General features: G+C 52.1%; 23 protein-coding genes, 1 tRNA gene and 1 riboswitch. Of the genes, 4 read left to right on the top strand and 20 right to left on the bottom strand.

Features of this window, described 5'->3' with window-relative positions:
• Positions 1 to 26: 26 nt before the first annotated feature.
• Positions 27 to 488: a transcriptional regulator AsnC gene (gene asnC / locus BZJ21_RS09850; protein WP_021022202.1), complete on the top strand. Its 462-nt coding sequence runs from the start codon at positions 27 to 29 to the stop codon at positions 486 to 488.
• A gap of 78 nt (positions 489 to 566) precedes the next feature.
• Here asnC and hemB read toward each other — a convergent pair whose 3' ends face one another.
• The 9 genes from hemB to rmuC form a co-directional block, all read right to left on the bottom strand.
• Positions 567 to 1,619: a porphobilinogen synthase gene (hemB, locus tag BZJ21_RS09845; protein WP_077461859.1), complete on the bottom strand. Its 1,053-nt coding sequence runs from the start codon at positions 1,617 to 1,619 to the stop codon at positions 567 to 569.
• Between the two features lie 69 nt (positions 1,620 to 1,688).
• Entirely contained in the window at positions 1,689 to 2,471 is a 783-nt protein-coding gene (locus tag BZJ21_RS09840) for a TatD family hydrolase (protein WP_077576398.1), read from the bottom strand.
• Positions 2,468 to 3,220: a twin-arginine translocase subunit TatC gene (gene tatC / locus BZJ21_RS09835; RefSeq protein WP_077646439.1), complete on the bottom strand. Its 753-nt coding sequence runs from the start codon at positions 3,218 to 3,220 to the stop codon at positions 2,468 to 2,470. The genes BZJ21_RS09840 and tatC overlap by 4 nt, the downstream gene beginning before the upstream one ends.
• Before the next feature lie 39 nt (positions 3,221 to 3,259).
• Entirely contained in the window at positions 3,260 to 3,640 is a 381-nt protein-coding gene (tatB, locus tag BZJ21_RS09830; protein WP_077669680.1) for a Sec-independent protein translocase protein TatB, read from the bottom strand.
• Positions 3,641 to 3,643: 3 nt separating this feature from the next.
• Positions 3,644 to 3,889, bottom strand: coding sequence for a Sec-independent protein translocase subunit TatA (gene tatA, locus BZJ21_RS09825; RefSeq protein ID WP_021022197.1), 246 nt, complete (start codon positions 3,887 to 3,889; stop codon positions 3,644 to 3,646).
• Positions 3,890 to 3,942: 53 nt separating this feature from the next.
• Positions 3,943 to 5,589, bottom strand: a complete 1,647-nt coding sequence (gene ubiB / locus BZJ21_RS09820; protein WP_021022196.1) for a ubiquinone biosynthesis regulatory protein kinase UbiB — start codon at positions 5,587 to 5,589, stop codon at positions 3,943 to 3,945.
• Positions 5,586 to 6,200, bottom strand: a complete 615-nt coding sequence (locus BZJ21_RS09815; protein ID WP_077461855.1) for a ubiquinone biosynthesis accessory factor UbiJ — start codon at positions 6,198 to 6,200, stop codon at positions 5,586 to 5,588. The genes ubiB and BZJ21_RS09815 overlap by 4 nt, the downstream gene beginning before the upstream one ends.
• Before the next feature lie 9 nt (positions 6,201 to 6,209).
• Entirely contained in the window at positions 6,210 to 6,977 is a 768-nt protein-coding gene (ubiE, locus tag BZJ21_RS09810) for a bifunctional demethylmenaquinone methyltransferase/2-methoxy-6-polyprenyl-1,4-benzoquinol methylase UbiE (RefSeq protein ID WP_077461854.1), read from the bottom strand.
• Positions 6,978 to 7,052: 75 nt separating this feature from the next.
• Entirely contained in the window at positions 7,053 to 8,588 is a 1,536-nt protein-coding gene (gene rmuC, locus BZJ21_RS09805; RefSeq protein ID WP_077669679.1) for a DNA recombination protein RmuC, read from the bottom strand.
• Between the two features lie 133 nt (positions 8,589 to 8,721).
• Between rmuC and BZJ21_RS09800 the strand changes: the two genes are divergently transcribed.
• The gene (locus BZJ21_RS09800) at positions 8,722 to 9,627 is read left to right on the top strand and encodes a DMT family transporter (protein ID WP_077669678.1); all 906 of its coding nucleotides are present in this window, start codon (positions 8,722 to 8,724) and stop codon (positions 9,625 to 9,627) included.
• 83 nt (positions 9,628 to 9,710) lie between these two features.
• Here the strand turns inward: BZJ21_RS09800 and tsrA are convergent, their stop codons facing one another.
• Both tsrA and BZJ21_RS09790 read right to left on the bottom strand, forming a co-directional pair.
• The gene (tsrA, locus tag BZJ21_RS09795) at positions 9,711 to 10,004 is read right to left on the bottom strand and encodes an H-NS-like global regulator TsrA (RefSeq protein WP_021022191.1); all 294 of its coding nucleotides are present in this window, start codon (positions 10,002 to 10,004) and stop codon (positions 9,711 to 9,713) included.
• A gap of 206 nt (positions 10,005 to 10,210) precedes the next feature.
• A complete protein-coding gene (locus BZJ21_RS09790; RefSeq protein ID WP_077646435.1) occupies positions 10,211 to 11,416 on the bottom strand; it encodes a multidrug effflux MFS transporter in 1,206 nt (401 codons plus the stop codon).
• Positions 11,417 to 11,514: 98 nt separating this feature from the next.
• Between BZJ21_RS09790 and BZJ21_RS09785 the strand changes: the two genes are divergently transcribed.
• Both BZJ21_RS09785 and BZJ21_RS09780 read left to right on the top strand, forming a co-directional pair.
• A complete protein-coding gene (locus BZJ21_RS09785) occupies positions 11,515 to 12,495 on the top strand; it encodes a LysR family transcriptional regulator (protein ID WP_021022189.1) in 981 nt (326 codons plus the stop codon).
• A gap of 63 nt (positions 12,496 to 12,558) precedes the next feature.
• Positions 12,559 to 14,346, top strand: coding sequence for an aminopeptidase P family protein (locus BZJ21_RS09780; RefSeq protein ID WP_077669677.1), 1,788 nt, complete (start codon positions 12,559 to 12,561; stop codon positions 14,344 to 14,346).
• Positions 14,347 to 14,399: 53 nt separating this feature from the next.
• On the opposite strand, the gene BZJ21_RS09775 is transcribed toward BZJ21_RS09780, so the two are convergent.
• The 9 genes from BZJ21_RS09775 to BZJ21_RS09735 form a co-directional block, all read right to left on the bottom strand.
• The gene (locus BZJ21_RS09775; RefSeq protein WP_069361819.1) at positions 14,400 to 14,630 is read right to left on the bottom strand and encodes a glutaredoxin family protein; all 231 of its coding nucleotides are present in this window, start codon (positions 14,628 to 14,630) and stop codon (positions 14,400 to 14,402) included.
• 13 nt (positions 14,631 to 14,643) lie between these two features.
• On the bottom strand, positions 14,644 to 15,795 hold the full coding sequence (gene thiH, locus BZJ21_RS09770) for a 2-iminoacetate synthase ThiH (protein ID WP_077669676.1): 1,152 nt from the start codon (positions 15,793 to 15,795) through the stop codon (positions 14,644 to 14,646).
• A complete protein-coding gene (locus tag BZJ21_RS09765) occupies positions 15,795 to 16,568 on the bottom strand; it encodes a thiazole synthase (RefSeq protein WP_077669675.1) in 774 nt (257 codons plus the stop codon). Before BZJ21_RS09765 ends, thiH begins: the two co-directional genes overlap by 1 nt.
• A 2-nt stretch (positions 16,569 to 16,570) precedes the next feature.
• Positions 16,571 to 16,768 carry a sulfur carrier protein ThiS gene (gene thiS, locus BZJ21_RS09760; protein WP_077576409.1) on the bottom strand — a complete coding sequence of 66 codons (198 nt, stop codon included), beginning with the start codon at positions 16,766 to 16,768 and terminating at the stop codon, positions 16,571 to 16,573.
• Entirely contained in the window at positions 16,752 to 17,519 is a 768-nt protein-coding gene (locus BZJ21_RS09755; RefSeq protein ID WP_077669674.1) for a HesA/MoeB/ThiF family protein, read from the bottom strand. The genes thiS and BZJ21_RS09755 overlap by 17 nt, the downstream gene beginning before the upstream one ends.
• Positions 17,503 to 18,171: a thiamine phosphate synthase gene (gene thiE / locus BZJ21_RS09750; RefSeq protein ID WP_077660409.1), complete on the bottom strand. Its 669-nt coding sequence runs from the start codon at positions 18,169 to 18,171 to the stop codon at positions 17,503 to 17,505. Before thiE ends, BZJ21_RS09755 begins: the two co-directional genes overlap by 17 nt.
• Positions 18,168 to 20,144: a phosphomethylpyrimidine synthase ThiC gene (gene thiC, locus BZJ21_RS09745; RefSeq protein ID WP_077669673.1), complete on the bottom strand. Its 1,977-nt coding sequence runs from the start codon at positions 20,142 to 20,144 to the stop codon at positions 18,168 to 18,170. Before thiC ends, thiE begins: the two co-directional genes overlap by 4 nt.
• Before the next feature lie 94 nt (positions 20,145 to 20,238).
• A riboswitch (TPP riboswitch) is annotated at positions 20,239 to 20,338 on the bottom strand.
• Positions 20,339 to 20,393: 55 nt separating this feature from the next.
• Positions 20,394 to 20,774 (bottom strand): fluoride efflux transporter CrcB, encoded by a 381-nt coding sequence (gene crcB, locus BZJ21_RS09740; RefSeq protein ID WP_021022180.1) that lies wholly within the window; start codon positions 20,772 to 20,774, stop codon positions 20,394 to 20,396.
• A 145-nt stretch (positions 20,775 to 20,919) separates the two neighbouring features.
• A tRNA-Trp gene (locus BZJ21_RS09735) sits at positions 20,920 to 20,996 on the bottom strand.
• Between the last annotated feature and the right edge of the window lie 206 nt (positions 20,997 to 21,202).

Genomic DNA, 21,202 nt, shown 5'->3' with positions numbered 1-21,202 from the left:
CTCGCTATAACAAAAAGACGAAAACAATGAACGAATTGCCGAAACTGGATGACCTTGATCGTCGAATTCTTTCTACCTTACTGGATGATGCACGCGTTCCTTACGCAGAAATGGCAAAGCGATTTAATGTCAGCCCTGCCACCGTGCACGTTCGTGTCGAAAAGATGAAAGCCGCCGGCATTATCGAAGGCACCGAGATATTGGTAAATACTAAAAAGCTAGGCTATGACGTATGCTGCTTTATTGGTATCAATCTGAAAGCGGCGCGCGATTACCACTCCGCGCTAGAAAAGCTGAACCAACTCGATGAGGTAGTCGAAGCTTACTATACGACAGGGGCCTATAACATCTTCGTGAAGCTGATGTGTCGCTCTATCGAGGAGTTACAGTTTGTATTGATTGATAAACTGCAGGCCATCGATGAGGTCCAATCGACAGAGACACTGATCTCACTACAGAACCCGATCAACCGCAATGTTATCCCTTGAGTTTTGTGCGGTAATTCATGCCCTTACTAAAAAAACGCCCCTGCCAATGGCAAGGGCGTAGAGACACTGTGTGGTCATTTAGCCGACGGTATCTTCCGGCCGCGGTGGTAATGGCGCGCCCGCGTCTTCGGCTAACCACTCGGCAACTTGCTTGGCAAAGTAGGTTAAAATGCCATCCGCACCCGCTCGCTTAAAGCACAGAAGTGATTCCATTACCGTTTCCCGCTCTTTCAGCCAACCGTTATCAAACGCTGCTTTATGCATGGCATACTCACCAGACACTTGGTAGGCAAACGTTGGCACATTGAGCTCACTTTTCACTCGGCGCACCACGTCCAAATACGGCATTCCAGGCTTCACCATCACGGTATCGGCGCCTTCAGCAATGTCCATTGCAACCTCATGGAGGGCTTCGTCACTATTGGCCGGATCCATTTGGTAGTTGGCTTTGTTACCGCCTTTAAGGTTAGCGGCTGAACCAAGTGCATCACGGAAAGGCCCGTAGTAGTTGGAAGCATACTTGGCTGAATATGCCATGATTTGGGTATTAATATAGCCGTTTGCTTCCAACGCTTCGCGAATACGTCCAATTCGCCCGTCCATCATATCCGACGGCGCGACAATATCGACACCAGCTTCGGCATGAGACAGGGCTTGCTTGATCAGTACCTCAGTGGTTGGCTCATTCATCACATAGCCGTCGTCGTCGATAATACCGTCTTGACCATGAATGGTATAAGGGTCAAGCGCCACATCAGTAATCACGCCCATTTGTGGCACATGCTCTTTGAGCAGGCGCACAGCACGAGGCACTAGCCCTTCCGGATTAAAGGCTTCCGATGCACAGAGCGTTTTAGCATCTTTGGGGATCACCGGAAACAGGGCGATCGCGGGCACTCCCAATTTGGCAAGGTAGTCCGCTTCATGTAACAGCAAGTCGATAGACAGTCGTTCAATACCTGGCATTGAAGCCACTGGCTCGCGACGGTTTTTGCCCATCAGGACGAAGACCGGATAAATTAAATCATTGGCAGAGAGTGTATGTTCTGCCACCAAACGGCGGCTAAAATCAGTTTTGCGTGTACGACGCAGGCGTCGTGCAGGAAAGGCGCTTTGAATGGATACGGCCACGGTATCCTCCTTAATGTTGCAGACCTGGGCTTTGGGGCAGCGTACTGCCTCGCTATCGTTATGCACCCCTCACTGTATCGAGAAACAGCGCTGGGTATTTTTTATTGTACAATCAATAATCTGTTCAACAGGCTGTTGGCGAAGTTGCGCCACCGCCTGTGCAATATGCGGTAAATACTTGGGCTCATTACGGCTACGTTTGGGCCGCGGGCGCAGATCGCGCGGCTGCAAATACGGGGCATCCGTTTCAATCATCAAGCGATCATCGGGCAGCCAGCTTACCTGTTGCTGAAGCTGCTGTCCGCGCCGTTCGTCGCAGAGCCAACCGGTGACACCTATGTATAACCCGGCATCCAAGCAATCTCGCAGTGCCTGATCCTCACCGGTAAAACAGTGCAGTACCGCCGCCGGCAACTTGTCTAACCAAGGACGCAATATCGCCAGCCAACGGTCATGAGCCTCCCGACAATGCATAAATACCGGCATTGACTGCTCAGCGGCTAATGCGAGTTGCGCCTCAAAGACCGCTTCTTGTTGCGGGCGCGGCGAAAAGTCACGGTTAAAGTCGAGGCCACATTCCCCTATCGCCACCACCTCGGCGCGCTGCGCCAGTTGCCGAATCATGGTTAAATTGGCTGGATCGACAGATTTGGCATCGTGCGGATGCACCCCGGCAGTGGCATAGGCGTAGCCAGGGTACCGCGCCGCTAAATCCGCCGCTGCTTGGCTTTCTTCAACGTTGGTGCCGGTAAAAATCATCCCAGAGACTCCGGCTTGCTGCGCATGAGCAACAACCTCGTCTCTGTCTTTATCAAATCGTGAGCTGGTGAGATTGACACCAATATCAATCATTCATTGGCCTCTTCAGATGCCGATGCGTCGCGCGGGACATAAAAACGTGACAGCAACACACCCAGCTCGAACAGCAAACACATAGGAATGGCGAGCAAGGTTTGCGAAATCATATCGGGCGGGGTCAACATCATGCCAACGACAAAGGCCGCCACCACGACATACGGACGCTTGCTGGTCAAGCTTTTCGCGGTTGTCGCGCCCGTCCAGACCAGCAGTATAATCGCAATAGGGATTTCAAAAGCAATACCAAATGCTAGAAATAAAGCCAAAATGAAATCGAGATAACTGGCAATATCCGTTGCCACCTGCACCCCTTCTGGCGCAATCGAGGTAAAAAAGCCAAACACCAAGGGCAATACCACCCAGTAGGCAAACGCCACGCCCGCATAAAACAACAACGAGCTCGATACCAAAAGCGGCATCACCAAGCGCTGCTCATGCTTATACAGGCCAGGGGCAACAAAGGCCCAAATTTGGTAAAGCACCACGGGGATGGCAACAAATACCGAGATAACCAGCGTCAGTTTGATGGGGGTGAAAAAGGGCGACGCCACATCGGTGGCAATCATGCTCGCCCCTTCAGGCAGCTTGTCAATCAGTGGCTGAGCGACCAAGCTATAGATGTCGTTGGCAAAATACACTAACCCGACAAAGACCACTAAGATGGCAACGATGGCGCGAAGCAGGCGGTTACGGAGCTCCATCAGATGACTGATGAGTGGCTGAGAATCGTTTACAGAAGACATAGTGGTTTTTTCATCAGAGACATAAGGCGTCGCTCGTTATCACTTATCGGTCGACGAGGTGGACGAGGGACTGGTGGCCGTGTCCGCACTCTCGGTATCATGCGCTGCAGTGGTTGATGTTGGCGAAGACGCATAAGGATGCTGCACATCGGCGGCTCGCTGTCGCAGCGTCTCCACCGATTCTTGCAGTTCAGGGGAGAGATTTTTCATCCCTGCTTGCTCGGCTTTGTGCAAATTATCTTGCAACTCTTTGATCTTAAGCTCTTGCTCGAGCTCGTCACGGACCGAACCTGCCATACGCTTGGCCGCGCCCACCCAACGTGACACATTACGTATCGCAATGGGCAGCCGCTCTGGGCCAAGCACCACAAGGCCAATGACGGCAATCAGTACCAGCTCCCAGAAACCAATATCAAACACGGCTTATACCTGCTCTTTGTCTTTTTGCGTTTTTTCGCTTTTCGACGGTTCAGCACGCTCATTAAGCGACGTTGGCTCGAAGTCAGCATCTTGATCAGCGCGCTTACCCTCGTCATCATGCATCGCTTTTTTGAACCCTTTTACCGCAGAGCCCAAATCACCACCCATATTGCGTAACTTCTTGGTGCCAAACAATAACACCACGATGACTGCAATGATCAGCAGCTGCCAAATACTAATTCCACCCATACCGGTTCCCTTTATTCCGCTTGGTTAATGTTATGTGCGCAGCAGTGTAACTGCTATTTGTTACAGGTTTTATTACAAAGTCGCCAGCCACACAACCAGAAAACGACCGCCCCCGCTGTCGCAACACTCGGTAGTGTATCGATCCGGTTGGCATACAAGATAGTCGCAGTCAGTAGTAAGGTGGCACCAATACCCAGTAGATATGTGGCGCGCGAGTGGCGCTGTTTGGTCTGTAAATAGCTTTGATAGTAGGTGTCTAACCGCTGATTGACTTGCCGCCCCTGGCGGAGGCCATCGTAGATTAGCTCCGGAATTTCTGGCAGCTTTTCGGCCCAAAACGGTGCCTTCTCTTTGACCGCCGCCCATACCGCTTGCGGTCCGACTTGCTGTTTCATCCACGACTCTAAAAACGGCTTTGCTGTGGTCCACAAATCAAGTTGCGGATAAAGCTGACGTCCAAGCCCTTCAATATAGAGCAATGTTTTTTGCAGTAAGACCAGCTGTGGCTGCACTTCCATATTAAAGCGGCGCGCGGTGTTGAAGAGGTTTAATAACACATTACCGAACGAAATTTCACACAGCGGCTTTTCGAAAATCGGCTCGCACACGGTACGAATAGCAAATTCGAAATCGTCGACATTGGTGTCATGCGGCACCCAACCTGAATCGACATGAAGCTCAGCGACCTTGCGATAATCACGGTTAAAGAAGGCAATAAAGTTTTCCGCTAGATAGCGTTTATCATCGCGGTTTAACGTACCAACAATACCGCAATCAAGCCCAATCCACTGCGGGTCGTGCGGGTGTTCATACGACACAAATACGTTGCCTGGGTGCATGTCCGCATGGAAAAAACTATCGCGGAAGACCTGGGTGAAAAAGACTTCAACCCCCCGCTCGGCGAGCAGCTTCATATCTGTACCGTTCGCCTCAAGCGCGTCGATATCTGACACTTGAATACCGTAAATGCGCTCAGACACCATCACGTCTTTGCGGCAATAGTCACTAAACACTTCGGGCACATACAAGGCTTGATCGTTTTCAAAGTTGCGACGCAATTGAATAGTATTCGCCGCTTCGCGCATTAAATCCAGTTCATCAAGCAAGGTTTTTTCATATTCGCGAATCACTTCTACCGGCTTTAAGCGACGTGCATCAGGGAGAAAACGCGCCACCAGCCGTGCCACGCGATACATCAGACGCAAGTCGGCCTGAATAACCGGCAAGATATCGGGACGGATCACCTTAATCACCACTTCACGGCCATTTTCTTTTAATGTCGCGGTGTGGACTTGTGCGATGGATGCAGAGGCTAATGGGTTGGGCTCAAAATCACTGAACCAAGTTTCCAGAGGCCCACCCAGTGACGCTTCAATTTGCGTTTTTGCTTTGTGGCCATCAAAGGGTGCGACTTTATCTTGCAACTGGGCGAGTTCATTGGCGATATGAGCAGGAAAAAGATCGCGGCGGGTCGACATCATTTGCCCGAGCTTTACCCATACCGGCCCCAAACTTTGCATCGCTAAACGCAAGCGCTCACCCACAGGCTTGTCTGGGTGTTGGTTTTTAAGCCAAAACAGCGATTTACGCCCAAGATGGGCGAGTCGAGTCAGCGGTTGCCTGGGTAGTAGGGCATCAACACCGTACAATAACAAAGTACGAATAATAAAATACAGGCGACGAATCTCACTGAGTGTCATGCGGACTCCATCCGTTCTACTAACTGCTTAACCTTGGCTTCCAACCGCGCCGCGTCACTGCGCAATTCATCCACTTGATCACTGTATGCCGCCACTTCTAACGGCCCCGGCGCCAAGCGCCACTCTTCGGTGATCACTTCCCCAGCATAGCGCTGCTGACGCTGAGCCAGTTGTTGTAATTGCTGCCAACGCTGCTGTGCCTGACTGACGAGGGTATGGGCAACCACATCTCCGGTATAAGGCGATAACCATTCGGCGACATCAAACTGAATGCCGCTCAACAATTGAGAAAACTGCTGGGCCACGTCCATATCACCATCAAGTGTCAGCTTATCGGCTTTTATTAACGCAGTAAGATTGGCTTTTTGCTGCAATTGCGGCAACGCAGAAAGCGAGAGGGATAATGCACAATCAAGCTCTCCCTCGTAATGGCTCAGTACATCGATCTGCTGGCCAAAAACAAAGACCCACTGTCGATTATATTCTTGCAGCGTGACGCCAATACTGCGCCCTTTTAGTCGCGCTAAACGGCGCTGGCTATCTGCATCTTTATTAATCACGCCATTTAAGGCGGTCTCGAGTCCTGCACACACGAGTGAGTCAAACGCCATACCGGCTCCTTAGAATTTATACCCACGGTGCAGCGCGACAATGCCACCGGTGAGATTATAATAGCTGGCTTGTTCAAAGCCGGCTTGTTCCATCATGCCTTTCAAGGTTTCTTGATCAGGGTGCATACGAATTGATTCAGCAAGATAACGATAGCTATCAGGGTCATTGACAATGAGCTGCCCCATCTTAGGTAAAATGTGGAACGAATAGGCGTCGTATACTTTCGATAACGGCTTCGCCACCGGTTTAGAAAACTCTAGGACCAGAAGGCGCCCTCCCGGTTTGAGTACACGAAACATCGAGCGCAGCGCCGCATCTTTATCGGTGACATTACGAAGCCCAAACGCGATGGTAATACAGTCAAAGTGATCGTCAGGAAAAGGTAGCTGCTCGGCATTCGCCTGCACATAGCTCACGTTGCCAACAATACCCTTATCGCGCAACTTATCGCGACCCACTTTCAGCATCGAGTTATTGATATCCGCGAGTACCACCTCACCTTGCTCACCGACGATGCGAGAAAACTTGGCGGTCAGATCACCGGTGCCGCCGGCTAAATCCAACACTTTTTGTCCGGGGCGTACACCACTACAGTCAATGGTGAAGCGCTTCCATACCCGATGAATGCCCATCGACATCACATCATTCATCAGATCGTATTTAGCAGCGACCGAATGAAATACATCAGCCACGAGGCTTTCTTTTTCTTGGCGTTTGACTTTCTGGTAGCCAAAATCAATCGTTTCTTGGTCCTGGTGCGAATTTTTCTCTGTCATTGTATTCCCCTAACATATTGGCTCCAGTTTACTTTATCGCCCATCCGGACTCCAAGCGCGCAACCCAGTTTATTCTCATTCTTGCGTGGTGGTGCCTGGGTCCGTCTGCATGACATTGACCGACTCTCCCGGTCCAGGTTCCGTGGCCACACTGGCCAGCGCCGGACTTATATCGCGTTTAACCTCGACACCTAGGGCTTTAAAGCTCTCCGCTTGGCGCAAGATATTGCCGCGCCCTTGGCTAAGTTTGTTCATCGCTCCTTGATAACTGTCACTGGCTTTACCTAGCGCGCTGCCCAGCCCTTCCATATCGCTAACAAAAAGTCGCACCTTGTCATAAAGCTTGCTGGCCTTCTCGGCGATTTGTTTGGCGTTTTGATTTTGATATTCATAGCGCCATAAATTATTGATTGTTCTGAGAGCCACTAACAAGGTGGTCGGGCTCACCAGCATGATGTTGTTGTCCATGGCGTCCCGAATCAGACTGGCATCCGCCTCAACCGCGACCTGAAAAGCCGGCTCAACAGGAATAAACATCAGTACGTAATCCAGTGAGCGTACTCCATGGAGTTGATGATAATCTTTGCGACCCAAACCACGAATATGCTGACGAATTGCCTGGACATGCTCTTTAAGCGCGGCATCTTGTTCGGCCAGTGTCTCAGCGTTGTAATAGCGTTCATACGCGACCAAGGCCATTTTGGCATCAACGACGACATCTTTTTCTTGTGGCAACTTAACCACCACATCCGGCTGATAGCGCTTGCCCTGTTCATTTTCAAAGCTGACTTGGGTTTGGTACTCACGCCCCTCTCGCAAGCCAGACTCTTCTAAAATGCGCGCGAGGACCACTTCGCCCCAATTACCTTGTTGCTTATTATCGCCTTTTAGCGCCTGAGTCAGGTTATGGGCCTCACGGGTCATGTCCGCGTTTAATTGTTGTAGATTTTTGATTTCATGAATCAAGGTATGGCGCTCTTTGGCTTGCTCGCCAAAGCTATCGGTCACCTGCTTCTTAAATCCTTCCAACTGCGATTTAAGCGGTCCAAGCAGGCTTTCTAAGCTCATTTTATTTTGCTCATCGACCGAGTGGACTTTTTGCTCAAATACTTGATTGGCAAGTTGCTCAAACTGGGTGCGTAATCGCTCCTCCGCGTTTTCTAGCAGTGCGTGTTTTTCCTTCGCCGCGTTTAACTGCTGCTCCGCGCTGGCTTTGACTTCTCGCAACTCTGCCAACAGTTCAGACTTTTCCTCACGTACCGTATCGAGTTTATCTGACAGTGCATGATTGTCTTGGCGTAATTGTTCCAATTGGCGCAGTTTCTCGCTCGCCGACGTCAACTTTCCATAATACTGGCGTAACTCTTGCGTCAGACGATCGCGCTCGACATCTAAGCTATCTAACTCGTGCTGTTGCTGATCAAGCTGCTGCTGCAGTTGTTGGTGTTGCATGTCAGCACTGGCTTGTTGCTGCGCATATTGCGTTTCATACCATTGCTGGTATTGCGCAACGACACGTCGGTGTAGGCCATAACCGAGTCCAAGGGCACTGACAGCGCCAAAACAAAACGTGAGAATAGGTAAAGCGGAAAATGACAAGCCATCAAGCATAAAACGTTCTCTATTGTGCGGTCATTAGTGTCAGCAAAGGCTAATGGGATACTGGATAGATGTCCAGTCTATCTCAGTCAGTTTCAATGGCGTAGACTGCCTGGAACGACAGGCATCTTTGCAAGGAGGCAACATGCATAACGAACGGAAGGCACTGATCTTTGCCTTGTCTGCTGTACTGCTATGGTCAACGGTTGCAACCGCATTCAAAATCACCCTGAGCTACATGACACCGATTCAAATGCTGGCAGCGGCCAGCTTGGTGTCAGTGGTGATTTTAACCGTTATTGCCGCCGTGCAAGGAAAGCTTCACGCGCTGTGGCCGACCTTTCGGCGTCAACCCGGTTACTATTGCGTGTTGGGGATGATTAATCCATTCATTTACTACTTGGTGCTTTTTAAAGCTTACGATCTGTTACCCGCTTCATTAGCCCAGCCTTTAAATTACAGCTGGGCGATCACTCTGACATTATTGGCGGCATTGTTTTTAGGCCAAACGATTCGTCGTCAAGATTGGATTGCGGCGGCGTTGGGCTATTTTGGCGTGGTTGTGATCGCTACCAAAGGCCAGCTTTTATCGCTCCAGTTCGATAGCCCGCTTGGCATTGGTTTGGCGTTACTCTCAACGTTATTGTGGGCAGGTTTTTGGGTCCTTAATACTAAAAATCGCGCTGATCCTGTGCTCGGCATTTTGCTCTGTTTTATTCTGTCACTGCCTGTATCTTTGCTATTAGCTGGATTAACAAGTACTTGGGAAGGGATCCCTTGGCAAGGATGGCTGGCAGTCGGTTATGTCGGGCTATTCGAAATGGGAATAACCTTTATGCTGTGGCTGAGCGCGATGAAATATACCCAGAACACCTCTCGGATCAGTAATCTGATTTTTATTTCGCCTTTTATCTCCTTGGTGTTACTGGCCACCATTATTGGCGAGACAATTCATATCAGTACCTTGGTTGGGCTAAGTTTTATTGTAGTGGGGTTACTGATCCAACAGCGTACCCCAAAAAAGCGCAAACAACCTGCCGCGAGCGCGTAATCTGTATTGCTTAAGGGTCGCCAATGTCGCTCACAATGCACGGCGCCCGTTGCACGGCGTCCGTTACACGGCGTCAATCGGCATTAACCCATCTTACGCTGGATCATATACTGGTATAGCTCGTCAGCCGACAAGCCATCTTGCTCCAAACCTTGGGTGATTTCCTCGATACGCTCAGCACGACGATCTTCAATCACGTGATTAAATTGATAAACCAGCTCGCGTAAATATTTGAGCGGCACTTGATGGGCGGCGCTACGGACACGCTCTTCACTTTGGCTGCCTAGCTCTACCAATAATTTACCAAACATGATTTTTTCCGGCGATTCCTCAAGTTGTTCAAGGACGCGCGCCATTTCGATTGTCGATAATGACATAGTGTATAACTGACCTTTGGATATAAAACGAAAAGGAATGAGCGTTAATTCGATTTGCTTAGTAAATATACTCTGAACCACGCACGTTTAGCAAAATAAAAAAACGCTGGCCGAGGCCAGCGCAAAAGGATGATGGGTTGTCGAGACCCCTGCGTTTTGCACGTCTTATTATTGTTTGCCAACTGAGACGTTGTTTTATTGATTATTTAGCTTTTTACCATTTTGGCATGCCATTGCTTACCTTTCGGTGACCATAAAATAATCAGACCCGGCACTAATAACCACATATGCACCGTCATCAAATCACTGGCCGATAAGCCTAGACGCTGGGTTAAGCTCACGAGTAGCCCAGCCCCGCTCATTTGGAATAACCCGAGCAATGCCGCGGCCGTGCCCGCGCGGTCCGAAAACGGCGCTAATGCTGCTCCAGCTGACGCGCCTAACACCCAAGCAAAGCCGAATGAAGAGGTAAAGATCGGCAACATAAAGGCCCAAGGTTCAGCGATGGGGCTAAGCGCCAGCATCAACCCGCCCGATCCCACCAGCATCATAAGGCCAATATTTAATGCCCGGCGGCTACCAAACTTTTGCATATAACGTGGCCCTAACATTGCCGCGGCAATATTTAACGCCGCATTGGCGCCAAACCAAAAGGTGAAACTGTTCATGGAGATACCGTATCTGTCCATCAACAGCACAGGTGCGGAGGTGACATAAGCGAGGATCACCGCCATCGCCAACATGCAAAGGGTTATGTGATAAGTAAATGTTGGTACACGCAGCACCTGCCAATAACGGCGTAAGCTGAATAGGCGGCCCGAGGTATCAGTATGCGATGGTCGGGTTTCGGGCAAAAAGACGATAACCAGCACCAACCCTAATACCGCATAACCGAGCATAAAGGTGAAGTTAGCACGCCAGTCAAACACCTGGGTTAACCAACTACCAAGTAGAGGCGCTAAAGCCGGTACAAAACAAATCGCGCCATTTAAGTAGCTAATCATATGGCCACTGCGTTCGGCACCAAAACGATCGCGGACGGCGGCAAAGGCACACACGGAGGTTGCACACGCGCCAAACCCTTGCAGCAAACGCGCCACCAGCATCATATCCATCGAGGTGGCGAGCCACGCCATCAAAGAGCTAAGGCCATAAAGCGAAATACCAATAATAGCCACAGGCTTACGGCCAAAGCGATCGGCCAACGGCCCCGCAAACAGCTGACCAAGACCTAAGCTAAACATAAACCAGGTCACAGTGTCTTGAGCCAAAGTGGGACTCACATTAAAGTCACCCGCCATATGCGATAGTGCCGGTAGGTAAATATCAATCGCCATGGGGCTAAATAGCACCAGTAACACCATTAAGGCGACCAGTAAGCGATTTGATGTCGGTGAATCAGTGTGCGTCATTGGTTACTCCTCTATACAGGCACGCAGTATAGTGGCTTCAGGATATGAACCATAATGGTTTATAGTAAAAGCAGTTATTCCTAAGGAGAATACCAAAGATGGATTTGGACCAACTGCAACGTACCGACCTCAATTTATTGGTGTGTTTGCATGTACTTTTAGAAGAGTGCAATGTCACGGGCACAGCCAAACGCCTGCATTTAAGTCAATCGGCGGTGAGTAAAAATCTGGCCCGGCTAAGATCGCAATTTAACGATCCGCTTTTTACTCGAGCCGCCCACGGCTTAAAACCCACGGTTCGTGCACAAACCTTGCAACCTAAATTACGCGCTTTGCTCAATGATATCGCGGCGATGACCGAACCTGACCATTTTCAGCCACACTTAAGTGATCGCTGTTTTCGCTTTGCGCTCGTAGAAAGCGCCTACCCATTACTGCTGCCCCAATTTATTGGCGACATGTTAGAGGCCGCCCCATCGATCACCCTCAATACCGCCGCTTGGGATCAAACCACTTTTGATGGTCTCGCCCGTGGCAATATCGACTTTGGTATTACCGGCAAAGATTTAAACCCCGCCGATGCCATGCTGACCATGATGCCGCCCAAGGGTGTGCGCTACCAAGAGCTTTGCCAAGATCACCAGTGTGTCTTGATGCGCGCCGATCACCCCGCACTCAAGGGCCCATGGGATGAAGCGCGTTACCTTGGACTGCGACATGTACAGGTGAAATGTGATGGAAATGATCGCTGGTTGTTGGACTATAAACTGGCAGAGCGTAATATTGAGCGTGACATTGCCATGTACGTGCCTGATTTTAACAGTGCGGCGAGCCTGTGTACCTATACCGACCTGGTGTTTACCTCACCAAGCCAGTTTGCGCATTATATTGCCGCGTCGCTCAATTTGGTGGTACGGCCGTTACCGACGCCAATACCGCCGATGGCGTACACCTTGTTTTGGCATCAAAATCAAGAAAATGACCCGGGGCACCAATGGCTGAAAGATTTAATTATTTCGCGCTGTCAGCAGTTTAGCCCGGCAAAATTGCAGCCTATCGCCCATCGCGCTAGGGTCTAATCCACTGGTTTTTTACGCGTGGCCGAACATGGCAAGTTCACCCCATACAAAGAAGGAAGAATAATGGACGCGACCCTTACCAAGCGTGTTGAGCAGCTAAGACACTGGCTAGCTCAACACGATTATGACGCCCTACTCATCCCCCACGAAGACGAATATCTCGGTGAGTATGTGCCCGAGCACAACGAACGCCTCCACTGGGCAACCGGCTTTACCGGCTCCGCAGGGGCGGCGGTGATCACCCGCGACAAGGCAGCGATTTTTGTTGATGGCCGCTATGTGGTTCAAGTCCGTAAGCAAGTCCCCGCCGGCCTGTTTGACTACTGCCACCTGATTGATGAGCCACCGGTGCAATGGGCCCAGCAACAATTGCCAAAAGGTGCCAAGCTGGCTATCGACGCTCGCATGCATAGCGCTGCTTGGTACAAACGTACCCAACGCGCGTTGGATGGGGCTTTGACACTGGTGAGTGTTGAGCAAAACCCGATTGAAAGCTTGTGGGACGATCGCCCCGCCCCGCTTAATAGCCCTGCCATTTTACTGGGCGAAGAGAAAACCGGCCGCGCCAGCTTGGATAAACGTCAAACCATTGGCCAGCAGCTAGCCGATCAGAGTCTTGATGCCGCGGTACTCACCCAACCGGATGCAGTTTGTTGGCTGCTCAATATCCGTGGTCGCGACATCCCACGTTTGCCGGTGGTGCTGACCCAAGCGATTATCAAGCAATCCGGTGACGTGACCGTATTTATCGACCCCGCGCGTCTGCCCGAAGGCTTTGATGCACACGTGGGCCAAGGCGTAAGCGTCGCGCACCCAGACAGCCTAGTTGATGCCCTGCAAGCACTGAGTGGTCAACGTGTATTGGTCGACCCAAACGGTGCCAATGCGTGGACACTGGACACGCTCCAACAAGCGCAAGTCACCGTGGTGGAAGCGCAAGACCCATGTGCGCTTGAAAAAGCGGCCAAGAACCCGCAAGAAATCGCCGGTATGCAAGCCTGTCACGTGCGCGATGGTGTCGCCGTAACCCGCTTCTTGGCGTGGTTTGACCGTCAAGTCGACGCCGGTGAACGCCCTGATGAAGCTGTGCTCGCAGACACCCTGTATCAATTCCGCCAACAAGACGATCAACTGGTCGACTTAAGCTTTGATACCATTTCCGCCGCCGGTGGCAATGCGGCCATGTGTCACTATAACCACAACAATCAGCCCAAACCGAGCGTGATTGAGAGCAACAACGTCTACTTGGTCGACTCAGGCGGCCAATACTATGACGGCACCACCGACATTACCCGTACCGTGCCGGTGGGCGAATGCAGCGCTGAGATCAAAAAGGCCTTTACGCTGGTGCTTAAAGGGCATATTGCGCTGGCCACCGCGCTGTTCCCGAAAGGCACCTCAGGCAGCCAGCTTGATGCCTTAGCACGCCAGTATTTGTGGCAACACGGCTATGATTTTGACCATGGCACCGGTCACGGTGTCGGGCATTTCTTGGATGTGCACGAAGGGCCACAGCGCATTTCCAAAGCGCCCAATAGCGTCGCGCTATTGCCAGGCATGGTGGTGTCAAACGAGCCGGGCTACTATCGCGCCGACGCGTTTGGGATCCGGATTGAAAACCTCGAGTTGATTGAAGAAAAGCCCACCGAGGGTGACATGACGATGCTCGGGTTTGCCTCACTCACGCGTGCACCGATCGATCGTCGTTTGGTCGACGTGAGCTTGCTCAGCGAGGCGGAAATCCAGTGGTGGAATCGCTATCATCAAACCGTGTGGGATGAAGTCAGCCCGCACCTCGATGATCAAGACCAAGCTTGGTTAAAACAAGCGACCGTGCCGCTAAGCCGTTAAGTCGTGTCTTCACCGAGTGAGAAAAACAAAAAGCGTCCGATTGGACGCTTTTTTTATTCCCCTTTCAGGGCTTTCTCGACCGCTTTGGGCGAAAAGCCGCGCAAGGTGGTATCGCCAATGCAAATCACCGGGACACCCCGCGAGCCTGTTGCCGCCAGCAGCTTCTTGCCTTTGGGCGTGGCCGTATCGACGACACGATAACGCAGCCCTTTTTTATCCAAGTAAGCTTTGGCCGCCTCACAGTGAGGACAGCGCGGGCCCACATATACAGTAATACGTTTCATGCCCGCATTGTCGCTAACCCGCTGCCGTTTGTGAAGCCATTTGCGCCTGACGCGCGATATCGTAGATGTTATCCCAATCTTTCCATACCACCTCAAAACCGAGCGCACGAACGCTGGCGGCTACCTCTGCCGCGCTGCGCTCATCACTGATAGCAAACTGCTCCAATTGTGGCTCCGGGTTCGCGTAGCCGCCCGGTTGGGTTTTTGACGCCGCGGATAAGCTCGTGACCCCAAGCGGTAACACATTGTCGCGAAAGTGCGGTGACTCACGTGTCGATAGCGACAGCTCCACCTGCGGATTCCACAACCGATAGGCACAAATCAGCTGAACCAGCTGCTTATCCGTCATCACCGATTTCGGCTGTAAGGCGCCCGCGCAAGGGCGTAAGCGCGGAAAAGATAGCGAATAGCGGCTTTGCCAGTATTGCTTTTCCAAATAATCCAGATGCTGGGCGGTAAAAAAGCTGTCGGTGCGCCAGTCCTCAAGGCCAATCAAAGCGCCGAGACCGATCTTATCAACCCCTGCTTGTGCCAACCTATCTGGGGTTTGCAGCCGGTAGTGAAAGTCGGTTTTATTCCCCCGCTTGTGGTGTTCCCCGTAGGTTGGAGCGTGGTAGGTTTCTTGGTACACCATCACCGCATCCACACCCTGTGCCACCAAGGCACGATACGCCTCGGTATCCAGCGGCTGCACCTCCATCGCCACATGATGAAAGTATTGCTTCACCACCGGTAAAGCGCGGAGAAAATACTCGAGTCCCACCTTGGTTTCATGCTCACCGGTCACCAAGAGCACACTGTCAAAGCCCATTTTTTTGATCGCTTCACACTCGGCGGCGATCTCAGCTTCATCCAACGTGCGCCGTTTGATTCGGTTTTCCATAGAAAAACCGCAATAGGTACACACGTTGGCGCACAAATTGGAGAGATACAGGGGAATATAGAACCCCATGGTGTAGCCAAACCGCTGCCGCGTCAGGGCCGCAGATTGCTGAGCCATGGCCTCGAGATACCCTTCAGCGGCTGGGCTGATCAGGGCAGCGAAATCGTCCACATTGCGCGAGGACTTGGCCAGCGCCCGCTCGACATCTTGGCGAGTTTTGCTGTAAATCGAAAGGCGATGATGATCCCAATCGAGTGCTGCCCACCGCTCAGAAAAACTCATCACGCCTCCTTAGCGTCAAGAAACGCGGTTAAGGGGCTAGACGCGTGGGCGTGATTGTGTGTGCCCGCAAGTCCAGCGCGATACGCACAGCGTCCTGCTTCAACCGCTTGTTTAAACGCTGCGCCCATGGCAATCGGATCGCCAGCCGTGGCAATGGCGGTGTTCACCAAAACTGCATCAGCACCGCGCTCCATCGCTAACGCCGCATCTGACGGTGCACCAATGCCGGCATCAATGATCACCGGCACGCGAGCTTGCTCAATAATGATGTCGAGAAACGCCATTGAAGCCAGTCCTTGGTTGGAGCCAATCGGTGAGCCAAGGGGCATCACCGCCGCGCACCCCACCTCTTCCAAACGCTTACACAGCACAGGATCGGCATGACAATATGGCAGCACCACAAACCCCTCATCCACAAGCGTTTTCGCCGCTTGAAGGGTTTCAATCGGATCAGGCATCAGATACTTAGGGTCGGGGTGAATTTCCAGCTTTACCCAATGTGTTCCTAATGCTTCTCGAGCAAGACGCGCGGCAAACATCGCTTCTTGCGCATTTTTCGCCCCCGAGGTATTGGGCAGCAGGCGCACACCGAGCTCACGCAGCGGGGTTAAAATATCGTCTTGTGTGGCATGCACATCGACTCGCCTTAGCGCCATGGTGACCAGCTCAGTACCACTGGCCGCCAGTGATTCGGCCATGATCTTGCGACTGGCAAACTTGCCCGTGCCAGTTAACAGCCGAGATGAAAACGTCGTATCCGCAATGGTTAACATAATTATCCTCCGGCAATCGCTTGAAAGACCGCCAAGCTATCGCCAGCGGCAAGTGACGTGGATGACCAAGCATCGCGCGCAATAATGGTCTGATTTAGCGCGACCGCGACTGATTCGGCCGGCACCTTCATCTCCTCAATCAATTGCGTGACGGTCGTGGCATTGACCTCTGTGGGTGCGTCATTAATGATTAACTGCATCACTTACCTCCCGCGTTGGCTGACAAACCGCACAGTGCGGATGAACAGGCAGCGAAAAGTGCTGCCATGTCATGGTTTGTCCATCCAGTCGTGACAAGCGATTGGTACCGACCGCCTGCCCTAATAATAATTTTATCCCTTCAAGCGCTTGCGCAGTGGCCATCATGCCGACCACAGGTCCCATTACCCCAGCTTCAGCGCAGCGTGTGGGTTCAGAGGGCGTCACGTCTGCAAAGGCGCACGCATAACATGCACTATGCGGTTGATAAACCAATAACTGGCCTTGCCAGCCAATCGCGGCCGCGCTCACCAACGGCGTGCCAGTCTCTACACAGACTTGGTTGACCGCATGACGAGTGGCGAGATTATCACTGCAATCAAGCACCACATCCGCCATCGCCACTTCGAGCGCCAGGCGCTCATCCTCGAGATAGGCATTGATGGCCCGGCACTGGCAATGTGGGTTCAGCGCGCCCAAGTTAGCAGCTAGCGCTGCGGCTTTACCGGTGCCGATTTGCGCCTCCCGATAAGCCACCTGACGCGCCAAATTGGATAGCTCAATGTGGTCCGAGTCAGCAATCGCTAACTGTCCCACGCCAGCGCCTGCAAGATAGAGACCCGCGGTGGTTCCAAGCCCACCGGCACCGACCATCAACACGTGCGCCTTTTTAAGTGCCTGCTGCCCGCACTCTCCGACCTCTGGCAGCATAATTTGCCGGCTATAACGCAGGTATTCACTGTCCGATAGCATCACACTCTCCTTGCTGTCTGGATGGATTCAGACAGCGATTAAACGCGTCAATGCGCGCCGCTAAATCGGGCGCTTGCGTCACGGCGCGGACTACCGCAATGGCGTCCACGCCGGTGCGCCAGACTTCGGGAGCTCGGTCGAGATCAATACCGCCAATCGCCACCGTCGGGAAGCGGCCCTCCACAGTCGCCACCTGCTGCGCTAACGCTGAAATACCTTGCGGTGGTTCGGCGAGCTGTTTGGTGGTGGTGGGAAAAATATGGCCGATGGCGAGATAGCTTGGCGTGAGTTCAACCGCTGCAGCGAGCTGTTCTGGACTGCGCGTCGACACACCGAGACGCAGCCCTTGCCGCGCAAGCCGGTCAAGATCCGCCTCACGTAAGTCTTGTTGCCCTAGATGGACGCCATAGGCGCCAGCTTCAAGCGCGAGCTGCCAGTGATCGTTGATAAACACCTGCGCATGGTGCGCGCGACCCAATGCCACCGCGCGCTGTATCCAATCCGCCAATTGTGGATGCGCTGGCTGCTTCACGCGCAGTTGCACAGTTTTCACCCCCAAACAAAGTAAGCGTTCGAGCAAATCCACATCGTCCACCACCGGATATAATGGGCCTACGCCTTCAGACATAGGCGCAAACGGAGTCAAACTCATGATCCCACCTTGTCGCTGTCTTCCACCTCAGTACCGTGTTGTGGCTGAAGATGGGATTTTTGCAGGTAGAGCTCACTGCCCTTTTCTCGGAATTCTTGCGATTTTTGCTGCATGCCTGCTAACGGGTCTTCCAGCATAGCGACATCAATCGCTTGACCCGCGGCGGCATAGCCGTTTTCTTTGGCGTAGTCCCGGACTTCCTGGCTGATTTTCATGGAGCAGAACTTCGGTCCACACATCGAGCAAAAATGTGCGACCTTGCCCGACTCTTGAGGCAGTGTTTCATCGTGATAGGCGCGTGCCGTGAACGGATCAAGGGATAGATTGAACTGGTCTTCCCAGCGGAATTCAAAGCGCGCTTTAGAAATGGCGTTATCACGCACCTGCGCCCCCGGGTGTCCTTTAGCTAAGTCCGCAGCATGCGCGCAAAGCTTGTAGGTGATAAGCCCAATTTTAACATCCTCCTTATTGGGCAGACCCAGATGTTCTTTGGGCGTGACATAACAGAGCATCGCACACCCAAACCAGCCAATCATCGCCGCACCAATGCCGGAGGTAATATGATCGTAACCGGGAGCAATGTCGGTGGTTAGCGGGCCGAGAGTATAGAAAGGCGCTTCATGGCAATGGGTGAGCTGCTCGTCCATGTTCTCTTTGATCATATGCATGGGCACGTGGCCAGGGCCTTCAATCATCACCTGCACATCGTATTCCCATGCCACCTTGGTGAGCTCGCCCAGGGTACGTAGCTCACTGAATTGCGCTTCGTCGTTCGCGTCTGCCACTGAGCCGGGACGCAGCCCATCGCCCAACGACAAAGACACGTCGTAAGCGGCACAGATTTCGCAGATTTCGCGAAAATGGGTATACAGGAAACTTTCTTGATGATGCGCCAAGCACCATTTGGCGATAATCGATCCACCGCGCGAGACAATCCCAGTCACGCGATTGGCGGTCATGGGCACATAGTGCAAACGCACCCCAGCGTGAATGGTAAAGTAGTCGACCCCTTGCTCGGCTTGCTCTATCAAGGTATCGCGCATTACTTCCCAGGTCAGGTCTTCGGCAATGCCGTTCACTTTCTCAAGCGCCTGATACATAGGCACAGTGCCAATCGGGACTGGGCTATTACGTAAAATCCACTCGCGGGTTTCGTGAATATTGCGGCCCGTCGATAAATCCATCACCGTATCCGCACCCCAACGAGTCGACCATACCAATTTTTCAGTTTCTTCCTCTATTGAGGAGCTCACCGCTGAGTTACCAATATTGGCATTCACTTTCACCAGGAAGTTACGCCCGATGATCATCGGCTCCGCTTCTGGGTGATTAATGTTAGCCGGAATAATCGCCCGCCCTTCGGCGAGCTCTTGGCGCACAAATTCGGGGGTGATTTGTGATGGCAAATCCGCACCAAAGCTTTCCCCGGGATGCTGGCGGTTCAGCTGCTCTTCACGATACTGCTGACGCCCCATATTTTCGCGAATGGCGATAAATTCCATTTCTGGGGTAATGATGCCTTGGCGTGCGTAATGCAGTTGAGTCACACACTGATTAGGTTTCGCGCGGCGGATAGATGGTAAGGCACTAAAGCGAAGTTCATCCAAGGTTTCATCACTGAGGCGGGTTTGGGCATAGTCAGAGCTCACCGCATCAAGAAACTCCGTATCGGCACGTTCATCGATCCAGGCTTTTCGCACTGGCGCTAAGCCTTGGTAAATATCGATAGTACTCTGTGGGTCGGTATAAGGCCCTGATGTGTCATAAACCCGAATGGACTCATTGTCTTCATACTGAGGCTTTTCTTTGCTGCCGCCCACAAAGGTGGGGGAAAGATGGATCTCGCGCATCCCGACGCGAATGTCAGGTCGCGAGCCCTCGACATAGACTTTTTCCGAGTTGGGGTAGGTTTGCGCAGAAAGGGAATCGATAAAGGATTTGGCCTCAAGGCGGGCCTGTTTACGGGTCGACATAGCATTACTCCGGTGTTCATTATGGGAATTAATGCTTGCCGGAAAACGCTGAATTTGAGATGTGAGCAAACTGGCAGACGAGTTGCGTCTGTGATCTGAAGCATCTCTTGTTCCCTTCGCTGGTCTTAACCAGATCAGGTTCAACGGATCCCACTTTATGTGGTCTCAGCCAATTGGCACTCCGACAAGTTCAATGCCAGTATAAGAAATCACCGCCGCAACAACAAGCGACGTACGCGATGTTTTCTATTACCCGGTAATACGTCCCAACAGCCAAGCCCCCATCGCTGCCGCTCCGAGGCATAAGGCGAGATTCAAACCAACATTTAGCAAGGCTTTCACCGTTTCTCCATGTTGGAACAGCATCAAGGTATCGACAGAGAACGTCGAGAAGGTGGTAAAAGCCCCTAAAAAGCCAATCGCAATCAGTTGACGCCAAGGGACCGGGGCAATTAGCTCTTGGCTCATCGCCGCTAAAAAGACGCCCATTGCTAATGAGCCCAGCACATTAACCATTAGGGTGCCGTACGGGAATCCTCGACCAAACACCGCGACGCTCCACTCTGAAACTAAAAAACGCGAGGACGCCCCTAATGCGCCACCAAGCCCTACCCACAATATGCTTACCACTGGGTGCTCCTTTCGATTGGTAAAAACTCATCATACCGCGACATGTGAACAAGAAACAGGAGGAAGAAAAAGGGAAGAAAGGCGTGGTTACTACCACAGACAGTAGACATAAAAAAAGCACCGACAATGTCGATGCTTTAATATTTGGCAGGGGTAGAGGGATTCGAACCCCCAACACGCGGATTTGGAATCCGCTGCTCTGCCAGTTGGAGCTATACCCCTGTAGATAGTTGCCTATTGTAGCGATCTCGCGACAAATTACCACCATCAATTACTAGTCAAACGTTTAATCGCTTATTTATAAAGCGATCTGTCTGGTCGTCCAATAACAAAAAACCCCAGCTTTTCAGCTAGGGTTTCTAAGTAGTGGCGGAGTGGACGGGACTCGAACCCGCGACCCCCGGCGTGACAGGCCGGTATTCTAACCA

Origin of the sequence: Salinivibrio costicola subsp. alcaliphilus, assembly GCF_001996185.1 — a bacterium.
Taxonomy (GTDB): Bacteria; Pseudomonadota; Gammaproteobacteria; order Enterobacterales; family Vibrionaceae; genus Salinivibrio; species Salinivibrio costicola.
The sequence above is the reverse complement of the archived record's forward strand: the minus strand, read 5'-3'. Positions and strand labels throughout refer to the sequence as shown.